Consider the following 17,100-nt stretch of genomic DNA (forward strand, 5'->3'; position numbering starts at 1 on the left):
CCCCATCATTTTGTGACAGGGTGTGGGCGGTTGCGGGTGGACGCCGGTCCGCCCTGGCGGCGAACCGGCGTTCCCTGCCCTGCTCCGCAGGAGCTTCGTTTCCTCCCCGCCCTAAAGGACGGGGTATCCACGAAGGAGAGCCCCGATGACGGCCGAAGATCACTTCCGGATGTCCGGCCGTGTTTCCCCGTCAGGTCCCGTACGCCTCGCCGCCCAACTCCAGCCGGGCGGTGCCCGCGGTGGCGTCCGCGAGCCAGGAGCGGAAGGCGGCCACCTCGGCCTCGGGCAGCCCCACCTCGATGGCGACCTCGGCGCCGTAGTGCACGCCGCGCACGTCCCGTCCGCCGGTGCGCAGATCGTTCTCGATCCGGCCCGCCCGCTGGTGGTCCACCGTGACCGTGGCCAGCCTCATCCGCCGCCGGGTGACGGTGCCCAGCGCGTCGAGGGCCTCGCCGACCGCGCCGCCGTAGGCCCTGATCAGCCCGCCGGCGCCCAGCTTCACCCCTCCGAAGTAGCGGGTGACGACCGCGACGGCGTAGCGGACCTCACGGCGCAGCAGCATCTGGAGCATGGGCACCCCGGCCGTGCCACCGGGCTCCCCGTCGTCGCTCGCCTTCTGCACACCGGCGTCGGCGCCGATGACGTAGGCCCAGCAGTTGTGGGTGGCGTCCGCGTGCCGCTCGCGGATCCGGGCGACGAACGCCCGCGCCTCCTCCTCGGTGGCGGCGGGCGCGAGCGCGCAGATGAAGCGCGATCTGTTCACCTCGGTCTCGTGCACGCCCTCGCCCGCGACCGTCACATACTGCTCCCGCATTCGGCCCACCCTACGGTCCGCCGCGGGGAATGGCCCGGCCGGGCCGTCCGTTGGCAGGGGCATGTACGGAGATTCGGAGACAGTCCGCAGGATCCTGACCGAGGCCGGCGACACCTGGGCGGTGGTCGGCCTGTCGTCCAACCGAAGCCGCGCGGCCTGGGGCGTGGCCGCCACCCTCCAGCGGTTCGGCAAGCGCGTCGTGCCCGTCCACCCCAAGGCGGAGACGGTGCACGGCGAGCGGGGCTACGCCTCCCTGGCCGAGGTCCCCTTCCCCGTCGACGTCGTGGACGTGTTCGTCAACTCCGCGCTGGCGGGCGGCGTCGCGGACGAGGCGGTGGCGGCCGGGGCGAAGGCCGTCTGGTTCCAGCTCGGCGTGGTCGACGAGGCGGCCTTCGAGCGCACCCGCGCGGCGGGTCTGGAGATGGTGATGGACCGCTGCCCGGCCATCGAGATCCCGCGGCTGGGCTGAGCGCCGAGAGGTGCGGTCCCCCCCCGTCCCCCGGACGGGGGGGACCGCACCTCCCGCGCCGGGTCAGGCCAGTTCCAGCACCAGCTTGCCGACGTTCTCCCCCCGGAAGAGCATCTGCAGCGTCTCGGGGAAGTCGTCCACGGTCCCCTTGACCACGTGCTCCTTGACCTTGACACGGCCCTCGCCGATCCAGCCGGCGATCTCCTGCGCGGCCTGCCCGTAGCGCTTGGCGTAGTCGAAGACCACGAAGCCCTCCATCCGGGCCCGGCGGACCAGCAGGGACAGGTAGTTGGACGGGCCCTTGACCGGGGTGGCGTTGTTGTACTGGCTGATCGCGCCGCAGACCACCACGCGGGCGTGCATCGCCAGCCGGGCGAGGGCGGCGTCCAGGATGTCGCCCCCGACATTGTCGAAGTAGACGTCGATGCCGTCCGGCGCGTGCTCACGCAGCGCCTTGCGCACATCCTGCGCCCGGTAGTCGATCGCCGCGTCGAAACCCAGCTCGTCGGTGAGCATGGCGCACTTGCGCGGCCCTCCGGCGATGCCCACGACCCGGCAGCCCTTCGCCTTGGCGATCTGGCCGGCGACGGTGCCCACCGCGCCCGCGGCTCCGGAGACCACCACGGTCTCGCCCTCCTTGAGCGCTCCGACGTCCAGCAGGCCGAAGTACGCCGTCATGCCGGGCATGCCCAGCGCGCCCAGGTACGTCGAGGGCGGGGCGAGCGCGGTGTCGACCTTCATCGCGCCCCTGCCGTCGGAGACGACGTACTCCTGGACGCCGAACGTGCCCACCACATGGTCGCCGGGCCGGTAGTCGGGATGGTTGGACGCGGTGACCTCGATGACCGATCCCGCGCGCATCACCTCGCCGATGCCGACGGGCGGCAGGTAGGAGGGGCGGTCGTCGAGCCATCCCCGCATGGCGGGGTCCAGCGAGATGACACGGGTGCGGCCCGCGAAGCGGCCCGGCCCGGGATCCTCCACGGGCACCGAGCGGTGCTCCCAGTCCTCGGGCTTCACCTCTCCGGCGGGACGGGCCGCCAGGCGGATCTGACGGTTGGTCGCTGGCATGGGGCCTCCTGCTCGATCAAGACTCCCTGCACCGTACCGACCGGTAGGTACGAGGTCGATGTGATCTGCGGCACATTCGGCCCGGAGCGGACCCGGAACCGGTCCGAGGGGCTCGGCCCGAAGCGGGCCCGGCCGCCGGCCGTCCCGGTCAGGAATCGGGCAGCCGGCCCACGAAGCGGCCTCTGATCAGCCGCCGCTCGGCCGCGGTGGTGCCGCCCCATACCCCCTCGGTCTCGCCGTTCCTGACGGCCCAGTCCCTGCACTGGTACATGACGGGGCAGCCGAGGCAGACGGCCCGCGCCTGCGCCGTCTGCCGATCGGCCAAGCCGCCGTCCCCGATGGGGAAGAAGAGTTCGGGATCCTCGCCGCGGCACGCCGCGGACTCACGCCAGCCCATGTCAGCGCACCGGTCGCGGGGCACGGGGCAGCCGTCGGGAGACCGCCCGGCACGTGGGGAAGGGGGAGAAGTCGGGAACGCCCACCGGAACCTCCGAGGAATCGGGGCGGCCCGTCGGCGGGCAGCCCGGAGATCCCCGCGGCGCGCTGGTGCGCCGCGGAGCCCGGCAGGGGCGCTGATGTCCAAATATAAATGAACGTCCCGGTAAAGGCCGTGCTCCGGCAGGGGTCACGCTCCGGCCCCGTCCCTCACCAGACGGTGCAGGGCGAGCCGGGCCGGACCCGCGTAGAGGACGAGCACCGGAAGCGGTCCCTCCATGCGCAGCTCGGTGCCGGTCCGCCCGTCGGGCAGGACGGTGACCGCGTGGTGCAGGCGCATCCGCACGGGACCGGCCCTCACCCGCCAGGTCCACCACCACCGCGTCTCGCTGACCTCCTCGACCGTGAAGGCGACCGGCACTCCCGGCAGCGGGACGACCACGCCCTCCATCCCGGGCTCGATGCGGTCGCCGCGCACGCGTACGGACCGGATCTGCGGGGACCAGGTGGGCCACAGCCCCGGACGCGCGTAACGCTCCCACACGTTCTCGGCCGGGGCCCGCCCGGTCGCCCGCAAGGTCATCCGTGCCATCCCGGCCGCCCCTCGTCACGAAAGGGGCGGCCGGGCACGGCGTGCGCCGGGGCGCTCCCTCATCCGTCGGAGTAGCTGAGTTCCCCCAGAGTCCAACTGCTCACCTCGCCGATGGCGACGCGGTACATGCCACCGGTGTCGGGGAGGCCGTAGCTTCCCTGGAGGATGCGTGCGACGTGCAGGTGCAGGTGGGTGGGCCTGCCTCCGCCGCGCCCGCCGTCCTCCCCGGACGGCCCGAACAGCTCGGCGAACGGCTTCAGGCGCTCGGAGTCCCGCAGGACCTCGGCGACCCGCGCCTTCCAGACGGTCTCGGGCGCCAGCCTGCCGGTGATGACCGCGCCGGGGACCACCACGGTGAGGGGCATCTGGTTGCTCCGCTCGGACTCCACCTTCTCGGCGATGGAGACGAGCAGGTCATCGTGGTTCGACATGCGGGCAGACTAACGCCCGCGGCGGTGGTCAGTCGCCGGTGCGGGCCGTCTGGAGGCCCAGGCCGTCGAGCACCCGCGCGCCCGGCAGGCCGGCCAGGACCTCACCGGGCACCAGCAGTTTGCCCCGGCGGCGGCCCGATCCGACGACGGCGTACGGGGTGCCGGCGACCGCCGCGTCCACCAGCAGGGGCCAGCCCTCGGGCAGGCCGATCGGGGTGATGCCGCCGTACTCCATGCCGGACTCGCCGACGGCCGTCTCCATGGGCGCGAACGAGGCCTTGCGGGCGCCCAGTTCGCGCCGGACGGTGCGGTTGACGTCGGCGCGGGTGTGGGCGAGGACGACACAGGCCGCCAGAGTGGTCTCCTGGCCGCGGCGGGCCGCGACGACCACACAGTTGGCCGACCGCTCGGGCGGGATGCCGTGGACCTCGCCGAAGCGGGCGGTGTCGGCGTCGTCCGGGTCGCTGTCGACGTAGACGATCCCGTCGGCCGGAACGGGGCCGCGCAGCGCGGCTGCGACCGGCGGGGCCAGCAGGCCGAGCTTGTCGGCGACCGGCCAGGCGTCGGTGAAGTTCCCGATGGGGGCGCGCATGGCGTGCACGCTAGCAGCCGCCCGGGGGCCCTCCGTACGGGACGGGCTCGGGGCCGGCCGCGCGGTGGGGCTCAGAGCCAGTGGTTGCGGGCGACGTACAGCAGCAGTGCCAGGCCGTGCAGGGCGACGGCGAAGAGCAGCAGCAGGCGCAGGGTCCGGTTGCTCATGGCGTACGCATCCCGTCGGTGCTTCCTGTCCGGTGGGCGGGCGGGGACGGGACCGGTCCGTGGCCGGCCGTCCCGTCCAGTCTGACCCTCCCGGCCCCGGCTGTCCCCGGTTCGGAGGTGCCCGGCTCGGAGGTGCCCGGCTCGGGGACCCCCAGACCGGCCAGCGCCGCCAGCTGCCCGGGGGTCACCCCCTCGGGCACCGGCACCGGCGGCGGGGTGCGCAGCGGGGGCAGCCAGCCCTCCCGCGGGTCCCAGCGCCGTACGACCTTGGCGGGCGCGCCCGCGACCACGGCGTGGTCGGGCACCTCGCCGCGGACGACCGAACCGGCCGCCACCACCGTGTTCCGCCCCAGCCGCGCGCCCGGCAGCACCACCGCTCCCGTGCCCAGCCAGCTGCCCGCGCCGATCTCCACCGGCGCCGAGCGCGGCCACTGCCTGCCGATCGGCTGGTGGGGGTCGTCGTAGGAGTGGTTGGTGGAGGTGATGTAGACGTACGGGCCGCAGAAGACGTCGTTCCCGATCGTCACGCCCGCCCCGGCTCCGTCGGCGACCACATGGCTGCCCCGGCCCAGGACCACCCCGTCGCCCAGCCTCAGCACCGTGTCCGGCCCGAGGTCGAGGTCCGGCATCATCCCGGCGGTCAGCGTGACCTCGGCGCCGACGACGCAGCACGCGCCCAGCTCGATCCACTCGGTGCCGAACAGCGTGCCCTGCGGGAAGGCCAGCCGGGTGCCCTCCCCGATGCTGCGGAAGGCGTACGGCCCGGGACGCTCGGCCGAGACGGCCCCCGCCCGCTGCGCGTGGTGCCACAGCCCGTGCACGGCGCGGGAGGCCGTACGGGAGGAGGCCGCGCGGGACAGCAGGGAGGAGAACACGTTCCTGTTCTTGGGCACCCGATCACGGTAGACGCCCGGGCGGGCGGCGCACCGCCCGCCGTGCTGTGATTCCCGCCCCACCCATCGCCTACGGTGCCGTTTCGAGGAAGGCGCTCGGCACACGGGCCGCGCGCGGCACGGCAGGCGGGAGAGGCACGGATGGAACGGCGGGCGATGATCGCGGGTGTGGTGGGCAGGGAGCCCGAGATCGATCCGGAGGCGTACGTCGCCCCGACGGCCGTGGTGGTCGGCCAGGTGTCGCTGGGGCCGGGCGCGAGCGTCTGGTACAACGCGGTGCTGCGCGGCGACTGCGACGCGATCACCCTCGGCAGGGACAGCAATGTGCAGGACAACTGCACCGTCCACGCCGATCCGGGCTTCCCCGTCGTCGTGGGCGAGCGCGTCTCGGTGGGCCACAACGCGGTGCTGCACGGCTGCACGATCGGGGACGAGGTCCTGGTCGGGATGGGCGCGACGGTGCTCAACGGGGCCCGGGTGGGCGCCGGTTCGCTGGTGGCGGCCCACGCCCTGGTCCCGCAGGGCATGGAGGTCCCGCCCGGTTCCCTGGTCGCCGGGGTGCCGGCCCGCGTCAGACGGGAGCTGACCGAGGAGGAGCGCGAGGGCGTCCGCGTCAACGCCGCGGCGTACCGGGGGCTGGCCGGTGCGCACCGGGAGACGCTGGTCGTCCTGGAGGACGGCGAGGGCTGAGACCACGGCGGGCACCCGGTGCACGTGCCCCGGGCGGGGTCCCGTGTACCGGGTGCGTACCGAAGCGGGGGTGGCCGTGGTCCGGCCGCGGCGGCGGCTCTAGTGTTCTCGCCATGTGGCCAGGACAGCAGCCGCCCGGGGGCGAGCAGAACCCGCAGGACCCGCACAGCCTGCAGAACCAGCAGAACCAGCCCAACCCGTACCAAACGCCGGGTTACCAGGCTCCGAACCCCTACCAGACGCCGGGGTACCAGGCGCCCAACCCCTACCAGGGTCCGGGCTACCAGGGGCAGCCCGGCGGCCAGTGGGGGCAGCCGGGCGTGCCCGGCGCACCGCAGCCGCCGCAGGGCGGCAAGGACGGGAAGAGGGGCCGGAACGCGGCGATCGCCATCGTCGCGGCCGTCGCGGTGATCGCCGCGGCCGTGGTGACGGGCGTCCTCGTCCTCACCGGTGACGACGAGGGCGAGAAGACCGCGGGCCCCGGCGCCGGCGTCTCGCCGAGCCCCGAGCCCTCCACCGCCGAGCCGGACGAGGAGGACGACTCCGGTACCGAGCGGGACGATCCCACCAATCCGCGCGACGGCGTGGCTCCCGAGAAGCCCGAGCCGGTGGTCTCCGGCTGGAAGGTCGTCACCAACGCCAAGCACCACAACGCCTTCGACGTGCCCGCCGACTGGAAGCTCGGCACCGAGACGACGATCATCGGCTACGGGCAGAAGGACGAGGACGATCCCTTCTCCGGACCCCAGGTCGCCTTCAGCGCACCGGCCTTCCACAAGGAGGGCTGGTGCAAGGCCGGCAACAGCAAGTACACCCGGGCCACCGTCGGCAGCAAGGGCGGCCAGGGCTCCCGCAACACCGCCGAGGGCGCCGAGATCGCCGCGGAGAACTTCGTCTACTTCGCCTACGGCGAGCAGAAGGACACCATCGAGCTGACCAAGGCGAAGAAGTTCTCCAACGAGCACGGCATCACCGGCCACATAGCGAGCGCCACGGCCACCGGGGTCAAGAAGGAGAACAAGTGCGACTCCGACGGCAGGGTCGTGACCGTTTCCTGGATCGACGGCAGCAACGACCTGCGCATCTGGCTCCTGATCACCGACGCCGGGGTCGATGACGAGGTGTCCCAGGAGACCATCGACAAGATGACCGGCAGCCTGCGGCCGTACGCGGAGCAGGACTGACCGGCGGGGGGCCCGCCGGCGGCGGTGGGGCGGGGCGGCGGCCGTCCCGCCCCGCCTGGGCGGGCCGCAACTACACGCTGCTGACGGCCGCCGCGGTGATCACCGGGCTGGGCAACTCCGGTGCGCTGATCGCGGCGGCGTTCGCCGTGCTCGCCCTGGGCGGCGACGGCACCGACATGGGTCTGGTCGCCGCCGCCCGCACCGTGCCCCTGGTGCTGTTCCTGCTCGTCGGCGGCGCCGTCGCCGACCGGCTGCCGCGCCACCGGGTGATGGTGGCGGCCAACGCGCTCAACTGCGTCTCCCAGGGCGTCTTCGCCGCACTGGTGATCACCGGGAGCGCCGAGCTGTGGCAGATGGTGCTGCTGTCGGCGCTGGGCGGTACCGGGCACGCCTTCTTCGCCCCGGCCGCCGAGGGGATGGTGCTCGCCAGTGTCCGCGGCGAGCAGGCCGGGCGCGCCTTCGCCGTCTTCCGGATGGGGGTCAACGGCGCGTCCATCGGCGGCGCGGCGCTCGGCGGCGCGCTGATCGCCGCGGTCGGCCCCGGCTGGGTGCTGGCGATCGACGCCGCCGCGTTCGCCGCCGCGGGGGCGCTGCGCGCCCTGCTCGACCTGCGCGGTATGCCCGAGCGGGCACCGGGCGGCGGTCTGCTGGGCGATCTGCGCGACGGCTGGCGGGAAGTGGTGGGGCGGCCGTGGCTGTGGGCGGTGGTCCTGCAGTTCGCAGTGGTCAACGCGGTGGTCGCGGCGGCCGAGGCGGTGTACGGGCCGCAGGTCGCCGAGGAGCACCTGGGCGGCGCCCGGCCGTGGGGGCTGGCCCTGGCCGCCTTCGGCGCGGGCACGGTGTGCGGCGGGGTGCTCATGACCCGCTGGCGGCCGCGCCGCATCATGCTCGCGGGCACCCTGTGCGTCTTCCCCCTGGCGCTGCCCTCGGCGGCGCTGGCGGTTCCCCTGCCCGCGGCGGGCCTGGCCGCGGTGATGTTCACCACCGGGGTGGCCATAGAGGTGTTCGGGGTGTCCTGGATGACGGCGCTGCACCAGGAGGTGCCCGAGGAGAAGTTCTCCCGGGTCTCGGCCTACGACTGGCTGGGGTCGATCGCCCTGGTGCCCCTGGCCACGGCCGCGGCCGGGCCCGTCGAGTCGGTGGTGGGCCGGCCGGCGGCGCTGTGGGGCTGCTCGGTGCTGGTCGCGGTGCTGACGGCCGCGGTGCTGTGTGTGCCGGGGGTGCGCGGCCTGACCCGGCGGGACGGGACCGCGGCGGCCGGCCCTCAGCCGACGGTGAAGGAGCCCTCCGGCGGCTCGGGCGAGGGCGCCGCCTCGCTCTCCTGAACCGGGCGCGCGTTCCCGGTCAGCCGCTTCAGCGCGGCCCCGTGCACCACGCGGGCCGGGAACGGGTCGCCCGCGGCCAGCCGCGCCAGCCGCTCCAGGGGCAGCCCGGCGCGGGAGGCGGCCAGCACGGTGTTGCCGAACCGGCGGCCGCGCAGTACGGCGGGCTCGGCGATCAGGCACAGCCGGCCGGGGTCCTCGCCGAAGACCGTGCGGAAGGCGGCCAGCTGGGAGCGGAGGAAGCCGAAGGGCGCGGCGTCGGCGAGGTTGGCGACGTAGACGCCGTCCGGCCGCAGCGCCCGGGCCGCGGCCCGGGCGTACGCCAGGGTGGTCAGATGGGCCGGGACGCGGGAGCCGCCGAAGACATCGGCGACCAGGACGTCCACCGACCCGGCGGGGCGATCCCGCAGCGCGGTGAGGGCGTCCTCGGCCCGCACCCCGATGCCGCCGCCGGGCGGCAGCGGCAGGTGCTCGGCGACCAGACCGAGCAGGGCCCGGTCGGCCTCCACCACCTCCTGGCGGGAGCCGGGGCGGGCGGCGGCCAGATAGCGCGGCAGGGTCATGGCCCCGCCGCCCAGGTGGAGGACGTCCAGCGGTGCTCCCGGGGCGGCGGCGCGGTCCAGGACGTGGGCGATCCGGCGCACGTACTCGAACTCCAGGTGCGCCGGATCGCCGAGGTCCACGTACGACTGGGGCGCGTCGTCGACGGTGAGCAGCCAGGCGCGCGGCCGGTCCACGTCCGGCAGCAGCCGGGCGGTGCCCTGGTCCACGGCCCGGCGTACGGGCACCGGCTCCCCTGCCGTCCGGTCGTCCGCCGCCCGGTCCCGCGCTGCCTCGTCCATCGCCCCATTGTCCCGTCCTCCCGGCCGGCCGGGAGGACGGGGGCCGGCCGGTACCGGGTCGCGGACCTCACAGCGGGCAGACCGGGACGTATCTCGACGGTGTCGGTTACGCTCGCCCGGTGCCCGTCCCCGTCCCCCGGCCCGTCGGACCCGCCGCCCGGTGCTCCGCGGTGCTGTTCTCCCCGTGGTCCCGCCTGTCCCTCCTGGCCGTGCTGCTGGCCGCCGCCGCCACGATGGTGGCCCTCCACGAGCCCCAGCAGCTGATCGCCCAGGGGTGGCGCCCCCCGCTGACCGGAGGCGGCGCGCTGGCGCTGTTCGCCCTCGCCTACGGTCTGGGCACCGCGGCCCTCGTGCCCAGACCGGTGCTGAACCTGGCCTCGGGCGCCCTCTTCGGCGCGGCCCTGGGCACCGCCGCGGCGGTGGCCGGGACGGTGCTGGGGGCCGGGCTGGCCTTCGGGCTGGGGCGGCTGCTGGGGCAGGACGCCCTGCGCCCGCTGCTGCGCGGCCGCTGGCTGGCGGCCGGGGACCGGCAGCTCAGCCGCCGGGGCTTCCGCTCGATGCTGGTGCTGCGGGTGCTGCCGGGGATCCCGTTCGCCGTCTCCAACTACGGCGCCTCCGTCAGCCGGATGCGCTGGTCCGCCTTCCTGTCGGCCACCGCGCTGGGCTGTGTGCCCAACACCGCCGCGTACGCCGTGGCGGGCAGCCAGGCCTCCACCCCGACCTCGCCCGTCTTCCTGGTCGCGTCCGCCTTCATCGTCGTTCCCGGGCTGGCCGCCGCGGTCGTCGCCTGGCGCAGGCGCGCCCGGCCGCGCGGGTCCGGGGCGCCGGGCCCGGCCGCGGAACAGACCGCTGAGCTGAGTGTGGAGCAGGTCATCGATCAGGCCGCGGCCGGGGCCCCGGGCCGGGCGGTCACCGGGCCGGTACGCGCGAACCCGCGACGTTCGCCCGCCGTTTCCCTCTCCGTTCCCGACCGGCCATAGCATCTGCCCGACCTGACCGATGATCACGAAATAGGGACGAGCACACCCCGACATGTCTTGGTTCGAAGCGTTCATCCTCGGGCTCGTCCAGGGGCTGACCGAGTTCCTCCCCATATCCTCCAGCGCCCATCTGCGGCTGACCGCGGTCTTCGCGGGATGGGAGGACCCCGGCGCGGCCTTCACCGCCGTCACCCAGATCGGCACCGAGGCGGCGGTGCTGATCTACTTCCGCAAGGACATCGCGCGGATCGTCTCCGCCTGGTTCCGCTCGCTGTACGACAGGCGGGCGCGCCGCGAGCACGACGCGAAGCTGGGCTGGCTGGTGGTCGTCGGCTCCATCCCGATCGGCGTCCTCGGCCTGACCCTCAAGGACTACATCGAGGGCCCCTTCCGCGATCTGCGGCTGATCGCCACGACCCTGATCGTGCTGGGCATCGTCCTGGGCGTGGCCGACCGGCTCGCCTCCCGCGACACCTCCGGCGGGCGCCACCGCGCCGTGCGCGAGCGCAAGTCGCTGGAGAGGCTGACCGTGCGCGACGGCCTGCTGTTCGGCATGGCCCAGGCGATGGCGCTGATCCCCGGCGTGTCCCGCTCGGGCGCGACGATCAGCGGCGGCCTGTTCATGGGCTACACCCGGGAGGCCGCCGCCCGCTACTCCTTCCTGCTGGCCATCCCGGCCGTCCTCGCCTCCGGTCTGTTCGAGCTGACGGAGATCGGCGAGGGGCACGTCTCCTGGGCGCCGACGCTCTTCGCGACCGTGCTGTCCTTCCTCGTGGCCTACGCGGTCATCGCCTGGTTCATGAAGTTCATCTCCACCAGGAGCTTCATGCCGTTCGTGGTCTACCGGATACTGCTGGGCCTGCTGATCTTCGCCCTGATCGCGGCCGGGGTGATCTCCCCGCACGCGGGTGAGGCCGTGGGCTGACGCCTGCGGGGGCGGCGGCGGGGCAGGCCGGTCCGCCGGGTCTCACCGGCCCTCGACCAGACCGTCCTCGCCCGCGCCCCGGCTCAGCACCGCCTCACGCACCCGCCTGTGCACCTCGGGGAAGTTCTCCCCGGTGGCTCGCACCACGCGGAAGGGCGGTCCCATGTCGGAGTGGCCGACCAGGAACTCCGCCCCCGTGACGGTCCAGCGGCCGTCCCCGGGGGTGAAGGTGAAGCGGGCCATGGAGCCCTCGTTGCCGCTGCGCCTGCTCTCGGGGACGAAGCTGGCGATCTGGTCGCCCAGGCCGTAGACCACCCAGGTGCCGTTCACCTTCTCGTACGGCTGGGGCACATGGTTGTGGGTGCCGATCAGCAGGTCGACGTCCCGGCGTCCGCCGGTGCGCGCGGCGGTGAGCCTGCGGGCCAGCTCCCGCTGCGCCGTGTCGGGCGCCTGCTGCCACTCGGTCCCCCAGTGGAGGCTGACGATCACCACGTCGGCCCCGGCGCGGCGGGCGGCGCGGGCGTCGGCGAGCACGCGTTCCGGCTCCAGCATGCTCACCGCCCACGGCCGGTCCTTCGGGAGCGGGATGCCGTTGGTGCCGTAGGTGTACGCCAGATGGGCGATGCGGGCGCCGCCGGCCTCCAGCAGCGCCGGGCGGGCGGCCTCCGCCGCGTCGCGGGCGGTGCCCGTGTGCCGCACTCCCGCCGCGTCCAGCGCGTCGAGGGTGCGGCGCACCCCCTGGAAGCCGTCGTCGAGGCTGTGGTTGGAGGCGGTCGAGCAGCTGTCGTAGCCGGTGGCCCGCAGGGCCTTCGCGAGCTGGGGCGGGGAACGGAACAGCGGATAGCCGGTGAACGGGCCGTCCTCGTCCCCGTAGGGCGTCTCCATGTGGCACAGCGCGATGTCGGCGGACTCGACCACCGGTCTGACACCCGCGAGGATACGGGTGAAGTCGTGTCCGGCGCCGCCCGCGTCACGCCGGGCCTGCTCGATGATCGACGGGTACGGGATGATGTCGCCGGTCGCCACCACGGTGAACGGCCTGTCCCCGTCCGCCCGTGCGGCCCGGTCCTCCCCCGGGGCTCCGCCGGGCGCGGTGCACGAGGCGGGCGCGGCGAGCGCCAGTACGGCGGCGGCCGTGGCCGCCAGGCGTATCCGGCGGCCCGGGCGTATCCGGTGCGCCGCGCCGCCCTCTCCCTTACGTCCGGCCCTCCGCCGTGCGATCCGTCCGGCTGCCGCCCCCGCTGGTGCGATCCGGCCCATCCTTCGCCTCCCGTGCGTCCTGGCACGCCGCTTCGGGGCGGGCGCGCCGTCCTCCTCTTCCGGCAGCGTGGGCGGTGGCGGGGCGGGCGGCACCTTCGGCGGCGCCCGGCTGCGCCGACCGGGCGAACGGATCGCGCGGCCGCCGTAGCGGGGGCGTGAGGAGCGGCGCGGGGGCCGGTACGGCAGACGCCGGGAGGGGGGCCCGGCCCTCCTCCCGGCGGCGGACCGGGCCGCCCGGGTGGTCCGGGCGGCCCGTGCGAGCGGGCGCGGGAAACGGTGCGACCGCGCGGGTCGCTTTTCCCCGCCGCCCCGGCCTGGGAAGCTGTTCGCAGACAACCGCGGGGCATCCGCAGCGAATCCGGAGTTCACCTTGGCCGAGCGCGACGACGACAGCTACCGACTCCTGGCCGGGCTGCCCTTCGCGGCCATGACCGTCGTCGTCCTGGTGGACGTGACGGCCGGCCCGGGCGTGGGGTTCCTGCCGCTGCTGTCGCTCGGTCCCGCGTTCGCCAGCCTGGTCGGCGGCATGCGCCGCACCGCGCTGATCGGGCTGCTGGCCCTGGCCCTGTGCTTCTGCCTGGCCTTCTACGACGGCCTGCTGGGGGCCACGCGCGGCTACACGGCGCTGCTGTCGGTGGCCGGGGTGTCGGCGGCCGGGCTGGTCGCGGCCGCCATCCGCCAGCGGCACGAGGCCGAGCTGGCGAACGTGCGGTCCATCGCCGAGGTGGCCCAGCGGGTGCTGCTGCGCCCGGTGCCCCGGGCCGCGGGACATCTGCGGATCGCGGTGTCCTACACCTCCGCGGTGGCCGAGGCCCGGATCGGTGGCGATCTGTACGAGGTGGTCAACTCGCCCTCGGGGGTCCGGGTGATCGTGGGCGATGTCCAGGGCAAGGGGCTGGAGGCGGTGGAGACGGCCGCGGTCGTCCTGGCCGCGTTCCGGGAGGCGGCGTACGACGAGCCGGACCTGGCGGCGGTGAGCGCCCGGCTGGAGCGTTCGGTCAACCGGCACATGACACAGGAGCGGTTCGTCACGGCCGTCCTGGCCGAGACGCACGAGGACCGTTCGGTGACCCTGCTCAACCACGGCCACCCCTCGCCGCTGGTGGTCCGCGCGGACGGTACGGCCCATCTCGCCGAGCCGCCGGAGACCGCGCCGCCCCTGGGCATGGGCTTCGACCTCAAGCCCCCGCAGCCGTACGGGCTGTCGCTCGCCCCCGGTGAGCAGATGCTGCTGTACACCGACGGCGTGACCGAGGCGCGCGATCCGGACGACCGCTTCTACCCGCTGATCCGGCGGGCCTTCCTGCTGCGGGAGAGGAACCCGGACATCGGTCTGGAGTCACTGTGCCGGGATCTGGTGGCACATGTCGGCGGGCCGCTGCAGGACGACGCGGCGATGCTGCTCCTGCGGTACCGCGAGGAGTGATCCGGGCCGGCTTCGGCCTGATCCCGGGCCCGGTCGCCGGCCGGATCGCCGGACTCCGGAAGATTCACCCGCTCGGAGGGGGTACTCGGCAGGTGACCGACCACCGCAGTCCGCACCGACCGAGCTGGACCGAGACCATGAACGAATCCCGCCGCCTCACCCTCCGAGAACTGCGCATCCTGCACGAGACCGAGCGGGCTCTGCTGCGCGACACCCGCCTCGCCGCCCTGTTCCGGGAGTTCGGCGAGACGGATCCCGAAGAGGCGGAGCCGCCGGCGGAGGGCGGGCCGGCGGCGCCGCCCCGCCTGTGGCCGCTCCTCGGCGTCTGCTTCCTCCTGGTTCCCGCGCTGATGGTCCTGCATCCGGTGGTCGGCGTGCTGGTGTTCCTCTCCGCCGTGGTCCTGGGCACGGCCGTCCGGGCCGGCCGCCGTCCGGGCCGCCCCGGACGGCGAGGAGGGCCGGGCACCGGCTGAGCGGTGACAGCCCGCCGCCGGCCGGGCGTCACCGGTCGGCCAGGTCCAGCCAGGCCGACTCGCCGGGCTCGATGGTGACGGTCCGGTCGGGCAGCACCAGGCGTACGGGCCCCTCGGCCGATCCGGGCAGGCTGACGCGTATCCCGTCCGAGCACATCCGCACGCCCACCCCCCAGTGGTGCCGGTAGCGCATGGTGAAGGAGAACCGGGACAGTTCCGGGAGCGGTACGGGGTCCAGCCGCAGGGCGCCCCCGCGGGTCTCCAGACCGGTCAGTCCGCGCTGCACCAGATCCAGTGTCCCGGCCATGGCGCCCAGGTGGATGCCCTCGGCCGTCGTACCGCCCTGGATGTCGGCGATGTCGCTGACCAGCGCCTCCTGGACGTAGCGCCAGGCGTCGGGGCGCCGCACCCGGGCCAGCACCCAGCCGTGGACCAGGGAGCTGAGGGTCGAGCCGTGGCTGGTGCGGTGCAGGTAGTAGTCGACCGTGCGCCGCCACAGCTCGTCGTCGAGGGTGTGGCCGAGCCGCTCGAACAGGGCCGCCAGTTCGGCCGGCTGGAACAGGTAGCCGAGCATCAGCGCGTCGGCCTGCTTGGACGCCTGGTAGCGGTTGACGGTGTCGCCCTCGGCCTCCAGGATCCGGTCCAGCCGGCGGATGTCCCCGTACTTGCGGCGGTAGCCCTCCCAGTCCAGTTCGGCCAGTTCCCCGTAGCCGTCGAACTGGCTGATGACGCCCGCGTGGAAGGGCACCCGCAGCCGCCGGGAGATGTCGTCCCAGCGTTCCAGCGTCTCCGCGTCCAGGGCGAGTTTCTGGCACAGCTCCTCGCACAGCGGTTCGGGGACGGTTCGGAGCGTCTCCAGGCCCCTGCCGAGCACCCAGGCGGCGGTGACGTTGGTGTAGGCGTTGTCGTCCAGGCCTGGCCGCTCCCTGTCCGGGTAGGCCTCGTGGTACTCGTCGGGACCGACCACGCCGAGGATGCGGTAGCACCCCAGCGCCGCGTCGTACCGCGCGGCGCTCCCCCAGAACTGGGCGATCCGCAGCAGCGTCTCGGCGCCCCGGGTGTGCATGAAGTCGATGTCGCCGCTGGCCTGCCAGTACTGCCAGATGTTGTAGGCGACCGCCGAGCCCACGTGGTGCTGGAGGCGGGAGTGGTCGGGCAGCCAGCGGCCCGAGCGCGGGTTCAGGTGCAGGGTCTGGGTCTCCTCGCGCCCGTCGCTGCCGCTCTGCCAGGGGAACATCGCGCCCTCGTAGCCGTTGTCCCGCGCGGCCCGGACGGCCTCGGGCAGCCGCCGGTGCCGGTAGGCCAGCAGGGCGCGGGAGACCTCCGGGAAGTGGACGTTGAGGTAGGGCAGCACGAACAGTTCGTCCCAGAAGACGTGCCCCCGGTAGGCCTCTCCGTGCAGCCCGCGTGCCGGGACTCCGACGTCCAGGTCGGTGATGTGCGGGGAGAGGGTCTGCAGGACGTGGAAGAGGTGGACCCGCAGGATGCGGCCCGCCTCGCCCGGCACCTGGAGTTCGGCGTGCCGCCACAGCTCGTCCCAGGCGGCGCGGTGGGTGTCGAGCAGGTCGGGGAAGCCCGGCGCGTAGTCGATGTCCTCCAGCGCGGCGTGCAGGGGATCGCTGACCGCGATGTCGTGCGAGGTGTGCAGGGAGACGGTCTTGACGACGGTGACGGGCCGCCGGGGCCGGACGGCTACGGTCAGCCGACGCGCGGGCCGCAGCCCGCCCGGGTCGGTGCGTGCCGAGACGGCCTCGCCGCTCTCCAGGCGGGTGCGGGCGGCCAGGGCCACGCCGATCTCCGAGTTCGTGGTGCGGCAGCGCACCCAGACCGTGTCCGGTCCGGTCGATCCGGTGCTGTGGCCGGTCAGATGGCGGCCGTTCAGGGCCCGGTAGCGCTCCACGCCCTCGTTGGCGACGCCGCCGTCGAGGGCGGACTCGACCTCGAGCGTGCCGGTCCAGTTCTCCGCGGTGAGGACGGTGCGCAGTGCGGCCAGGTGCGGCTGCCCCATGTGGACCAGCCGGTGCTGCTCGACGCGCAGCCGCCGGCCGGCGGCGTCCTCCAGGCGCAGGGTCCGGGTCAGGACGCCGTGCCTGAGGTCCAGTCGCTGCCGGTACTCCAGCAGCCCGTCATCGTCGGGGGTCCACCAGGGCGGGGCGTTTCCGTTCGCGGGGTCGTTCACGGGGCCGTTCGAGGGACTGCTCCCGGGGCCGCCGCCGGGCTGGCCGCCCAGAGCTCCGTCGAGGGTGCCGTCGAGGATGCGGAAGCGCAGGGGCAGCCAGTTGGGCAGGTTGACCATGTCCTCGTTCTCGACATCCCTGGGCTCGCTCTCCCCCACGGTGGACACCAGCCGGTTGTAGCAGCCCGCCGCGTACGTGCCCGGGTAGTGGGGCCCTCCGGCGTCCGTCTCGGGAGCCGCGCCCCGGGTCGCGAAGTAGCCGTTGCCCAGGGTGCACAGGGCCTCGCGCAGCCGCTCCTCCTCCGGCTCGTAGCCCTCGTAGGCCCATTCCCACCGCTCCACGGTCCCCTCCACCACT

At 74.3% G+C, this 17,100-nt stretch carries 18 protein-coding genes; 8 read left to right on the top strand and 10 right to left on the bottom strand.

Annotated elements, in window-relative coordinates; all coding sequences use genetic code 11:
* Nucleotides 1-190: 190 nt before the first annotated feature.
* Nucleotides 191-814 (bottom strand): YigZ family protein, encoded by a 624-nt coding sequence (locus tag ACW69E_RS26640; protein WP_457500853.1) that lies wholly within the window; start codon nucleotides 812-814, stop codon nucleotides 191-193.
* A 61-nt stretch (nucleotides 815-875) separates the two neighbouring features.
* Between ACW69E_RS26640 and ACW69E_RS26645 the strand changes: the two genes are divergently transcribed.
* Nucleotides 876-1,283 (top strand): CoA-binding protein, encoded by a 408-nt coding sequence (locus tag ACW69E_RS26645; protein ID WP_457500854.1) that lies wholly within the window; start codon nucleotides 876-878, stop codon nucleotides 1,281-1,283.
* Nucleotides 1,284-1,346: 63 nt separating this feature from the next.
* Here ACW69E_RS26645 and ACW69E_RS26650 read toward each other — a convergent pair whose 3' ends face one another.
* The 6 genes from ACW69E_RS26650 to ACW69E_RS26675 form a co-directional block, all read right to left on the bottom strand.
* Entirely contained in the window at nucleotides 1,347-2,354 is a 1,008-nt protein-coding gene (locus tag ACW69E_RS26650) for an NADP-dependent oxidoreductase (protein ID WP_457500855.1), read from the bottom strand.
* A gap of 148 nt (nucleotides 2,355-2,502) precedes the next feature.
* Nucleotides 2,503-2,751 (bottom strand): WhiB family transcriptional regulator, encoded by a 249-nt coding sequence (locus ACW69E_RS26655; RefSeq protein WP_457500856.1) that lies wholly within the window; start codon nucleotides 2,749-2,751, stop codon nucleotides 2,503-2,505.
* Between the two features lie 228 nt (nucleotides 2,752-2,979).
* Nucleotides 2,980-3,381 carry an SRPBCC family protein gene (locus tag ACW69E_RS26660; RefSeq protein WP_457500857.1) on the bottom strand — a complete coding sequence of 134 codons (402 nt, stop codon included), beginning with the start codon at nucleotides 3,379-3,381 and terminating at the stop codon, nucleotides 2,980-2,982.
* A 59-nt stretch (nucleotides 3,382-3,440) separates the two neighbouring features.
* Nucleotides 3,441-3,812, bottom strand: coding sequence for a hypothetical protein (locus tag ACW69E_RS26665; protein WP_457500858.1), 372 nt, complete (start codon nucleotides 3,810-3,812; stop codon nucleotides 3,441-3,443).
* A 28-nt stretch (nucleotides 3,813-3,840) separates the two neighbouring features.
* A complete protein-coding gene (locus ACW69E_RS26670) occupies nucleotides 3,841-4,404 on the bottom strand; it encodes a YbaK/EbsC family protein (RefSeq protein WP_457500859.1) in 564 nt (187 codons plus the stop codon).
* A 163-nt stretch (nucleotides 4,405-4,567) separates the two neighbouring features.
* Nucleotides 4,568-5,464, bottom strand: coding sequence for an acyltransferase (locus ACW69E_RS26675; RefSeq protein WP_457500860.1), 897 nt, complete (start codon nucleotides 5,462-5,464; stop codon nucleotides 4,568-4,570).
* Nucleotides 5,465-5,605: 141 nt separating this feature from the next.
* Here ACW69E_RS26675 and ACW69E_RS26680 point away from each other — a divergent pair, with 141 nt between their 5' ends.
* The 3 genes from ACW69E_RS26680 to ACW69E_RS26690 all read left to right on the top strand — a co-directional run bounded on the left by ACW69E_RS26680 (nucleotide 5,606) and on the right by ACW69E_RS26690 (nucleotide 8,663).
* A complete protein-coding gene (locus ACW69E_RS26680; RefSeq protein ID WP_457500861.1) occupies nucleotides 5,606-6,154 on the top strand; it encodes a gamma carbonic anhydrase family protein in 549 nt (182 codons plus the stop codon).
* Between the two features lie 113 nt (nucleotides 6,155-6,267).
* Nucleotides 6,268-7,338: a hypothetical protein gene (locus tag ACW69E_RS26685; RefSeq protein WP_457500862.1), complete on the top strand. Its 1,071-nt coding sequence runs from the start codon at nucleotides 6,268-6,270 to the stop codon at nucleotides 7,336-7,338.
* The gene (locus ACW69E_RS26690; RefSeq protein WP_457500878.1) at nucleotides 7,335-8,663 is read left to right on the top strand and encodes an MFS transporter; all 1,329 of its coding nucleotides are present in this window, start codon (nucleotides 7,335-7,337) and stop codon (nucleotides 8,661-8,663) included. The genes ACW69E_RS26685 and ACW69E_RS26690 overlap by 4 nt, the downstream gene beginning before the upstream one ends.
* On the opposite strand, the gene ACW69E_RS26695 is transcribed toward ACW69E_RS26690, so the two are convergent.
* On the bottom strand, nucleotides 8,603-9,502 hold the full coding sequence (locus ACW69E_RS26695; RefSeq protein ID WP_457500863.1) for a spermidine synthase: 900 nt from the start codon (nucleotides 9,500-9,502) through the stop codon (nucleotides 8,603-8,605). The two genes, ACW69E_RS26690 and ACW69E_RS26695, sit on opposite strands and share 61 nt — an antisense overlap.
* A 119-nt stretch (nucleotides 9,503-9,621) precedes the next feature.
* Here ACW69E_RS26695 and ACW69E_RS26700 point away from each other — a divergent pair, with 119 nt between their 5' ends.
* Together ACW69E_RS26700 and ACW69E_RS26705 are read left to right on the top strand one after the other, a co-directional pair.
* Nucleotides 9,622-10,482, top strand: a complete 861-nt coding sequence (locus ACW69E_RS26700; RefSeq protein WP_457500864.1) for a TVP38/TMEM64 family protein — start codon at nucleotides 9,622-9,624, stop codon at nucleotides 10,480-10,482.
* A gap of 52 nt (nucleotides 10,483-10,534) precedes the next feature.
* Nucleotides 10,535-11,407 carry an undecaprenyl-diphosphate phosphatase gene (locus tag ACW69E_RS26705; RefSeq protein ID WP_457500865.1) on the top strand — a complete coding sequence of 291 codons (873 nt, stop codon included), beginning with the start codon at nucleotides 10,535-10,537 and terminating at the stop codon, nucleotides 11,405-11,407.
* Nucleotides 11,408-11,449: 42 nt separating this feature from the next.
* Here ACW69E_RS26705 and ACW69E_RS26710 read toward each other — a convergent pair whose 3' ends face one another.
* Nucleotides 11,450-12,667 carry a CapA family protein gene (locus tag ACW69E_RS26710; RefSeq protein ID WP_457500866.1) on the bottom strand — a complete coding sequence of 406 codons (1,218 nt, stop codon included), beginning with the start codon at nucleotides 12,665-12,667 and terminating at the stop codon, nucleotides 11,450-11,452.
* 427 nt (nucleotides 12,668-13,094) lie between these two features.
* Here ACW69E_RS26710 and ACW69E_RS26715 point away from each other — a divergent pair, with 427 nt between their 5' ends.
* On the top strand, nucleotides 13,095-14,093 hold the full coding sequence (locus tag ACW69E_RS26715; protein WP_457500879.1) for a PP2C family protein-serine/threonine phosphatase: 999 nt from the start codon (nucleotides 13,095-13,097) through the stop codon (nucleotides 14,091-14,093).
* Nucleotides 14,094-14,230: 137 nt separating this feature from the next.
* Nucleotides 14,231-14,566: a hypothetical protein gene (locus ACW69E_RS26720; protein ID WP_457500867.1), complete on the top strand. Its 336-nt coding sequence runs from the start codon at nucleotides 14,231-14,233 to the stop codon at nucleotides 14,564-14,566.
* A gap of 28 nt (nucleotides 14,567-14,594) precedes the next feature.
* Here the strand turns inward: ACW69E_RS26720 and ACW69E_RS26725 are convergent, their stop codons facing one another.
* The gene (locus ACW69E_RS26725; protein ID WP_457500880.1) at nucleotides 14,595-17,096 is read right to left on the bottom strand and encodes a glycoside hydrolase family 65 protein; all 2,502 of its coding nucleotides are present in this window, start codon (nucleotides 17,094-17,096) and stop codon (nucleotides 14,595-14,597) included.
* Nucleotides 17,097-17,100: the final 4 nt, after the last annotated feature.

Source organism: Streptomyces sp. SS8, assembly GCF_054072955.1.

Bases quoted from the DNA above. Each gene is read 5' to 3' on its own strand.
- ACW69E_RS26720 (WP_457500867.1), top strand. From the start codon at position 14,231: ATGAACGAATCCCGCCGCCTCACCCTCCGAGAACTGCGCATCCTGCAC.
- ACW69E_RS26660 (WP_457500857.1), bottom strand. From the start codon at position 3,381: ATGGCACGGATGACCTTGCGGGCGACCGGGCGGGCCCCGGCCGAGAAC.
- ACW69E_RS26695 (WP_457500863.1), bottom strand. From the start codon at position 9,502: ATGGACGAGGCAGCGCGGGACCGGGCGGCGGACGACCGGACGGCAGGG.
- ACW69E_RS26670 (WP_457500859.1), bottom strand. From the start codon at position 4,404: ATGCGCGCCCCCATCGGGAACTTCACCGACGCCTGGCCGGTCGCCGAC.
- ACW69E_RS26640 (WP_457500853.1), bottom strand. From the start codon at position 814: ATGCGGGAGCAGTATGTGACGGTCGCGGGCGAGGGCGTGCACGAGACC.
- ACW69E_RS26680 (WP_457500861.1), top strand. From the start codon at position 5,606: ATGGAACGGCGGGCGATGATCGCGGGTGTGGTGGGCAGGGAGCCCGAG.
- ACW69E_RS26685 (WP_457500862.1), top strand. From the start codon at position 6,268: ATGTGGCCAGGACAGCAGCCGCCCGGGGGCGAGCAGAACCCGCAGGAC.
- ACW69E_RS26655 (WP_457500856.1), bottom strand. From the start codon at position 2,751: ATGGGCTGGCGTGAGTCCGCGGCGTGCCGCGGCGAGGATCCCGAACTC.
- ACW69E_RS26705 (WP_457500865.1), top strand. From the start codon at position 10,535: ATGTCTTGGTTCGAAGCGTTCATCCTCGGGCTCGTCCAGGGGCTGACC.
- ACW69E_RS26715 (WP_457500879.1), top strand. From the start codon at position 13,095: ATGACCGTCGTCGTCCTGGTGGACGTGACGGCCGGCCCGGGCGTGGGG.
- ACW69E_RS26645 (WP_457500854.1), top strand. From the start codon at position 876: ATGTACGGAGATTCGGAGACAGTCCGCAGGATCCTGACCGAGGCCGGC.
- ACW69E_RS26650 (WP_457500855.1), bottom strand. From the start codon at position 2,354: ATGCCAGCGACCAACCGTCAGATCCGCCTGGCGGCCCGTCCCGCCGGA.
- ACW69E_RS26665 (WP_457500858.1), bottom strand. From the start codon at position 3,812: ATGTCGAACCACGATGACCTGCTCGTCTCCATCGCCGAGAAGGTGGAG.
- ACW69E_RS26710 (WP_457500866.1), bottom strand. From the start codon at position 12,667: ATGGGCCGGATCGCACCAGCGGGGGCGGCAGCCGGACGGATCGCACGG.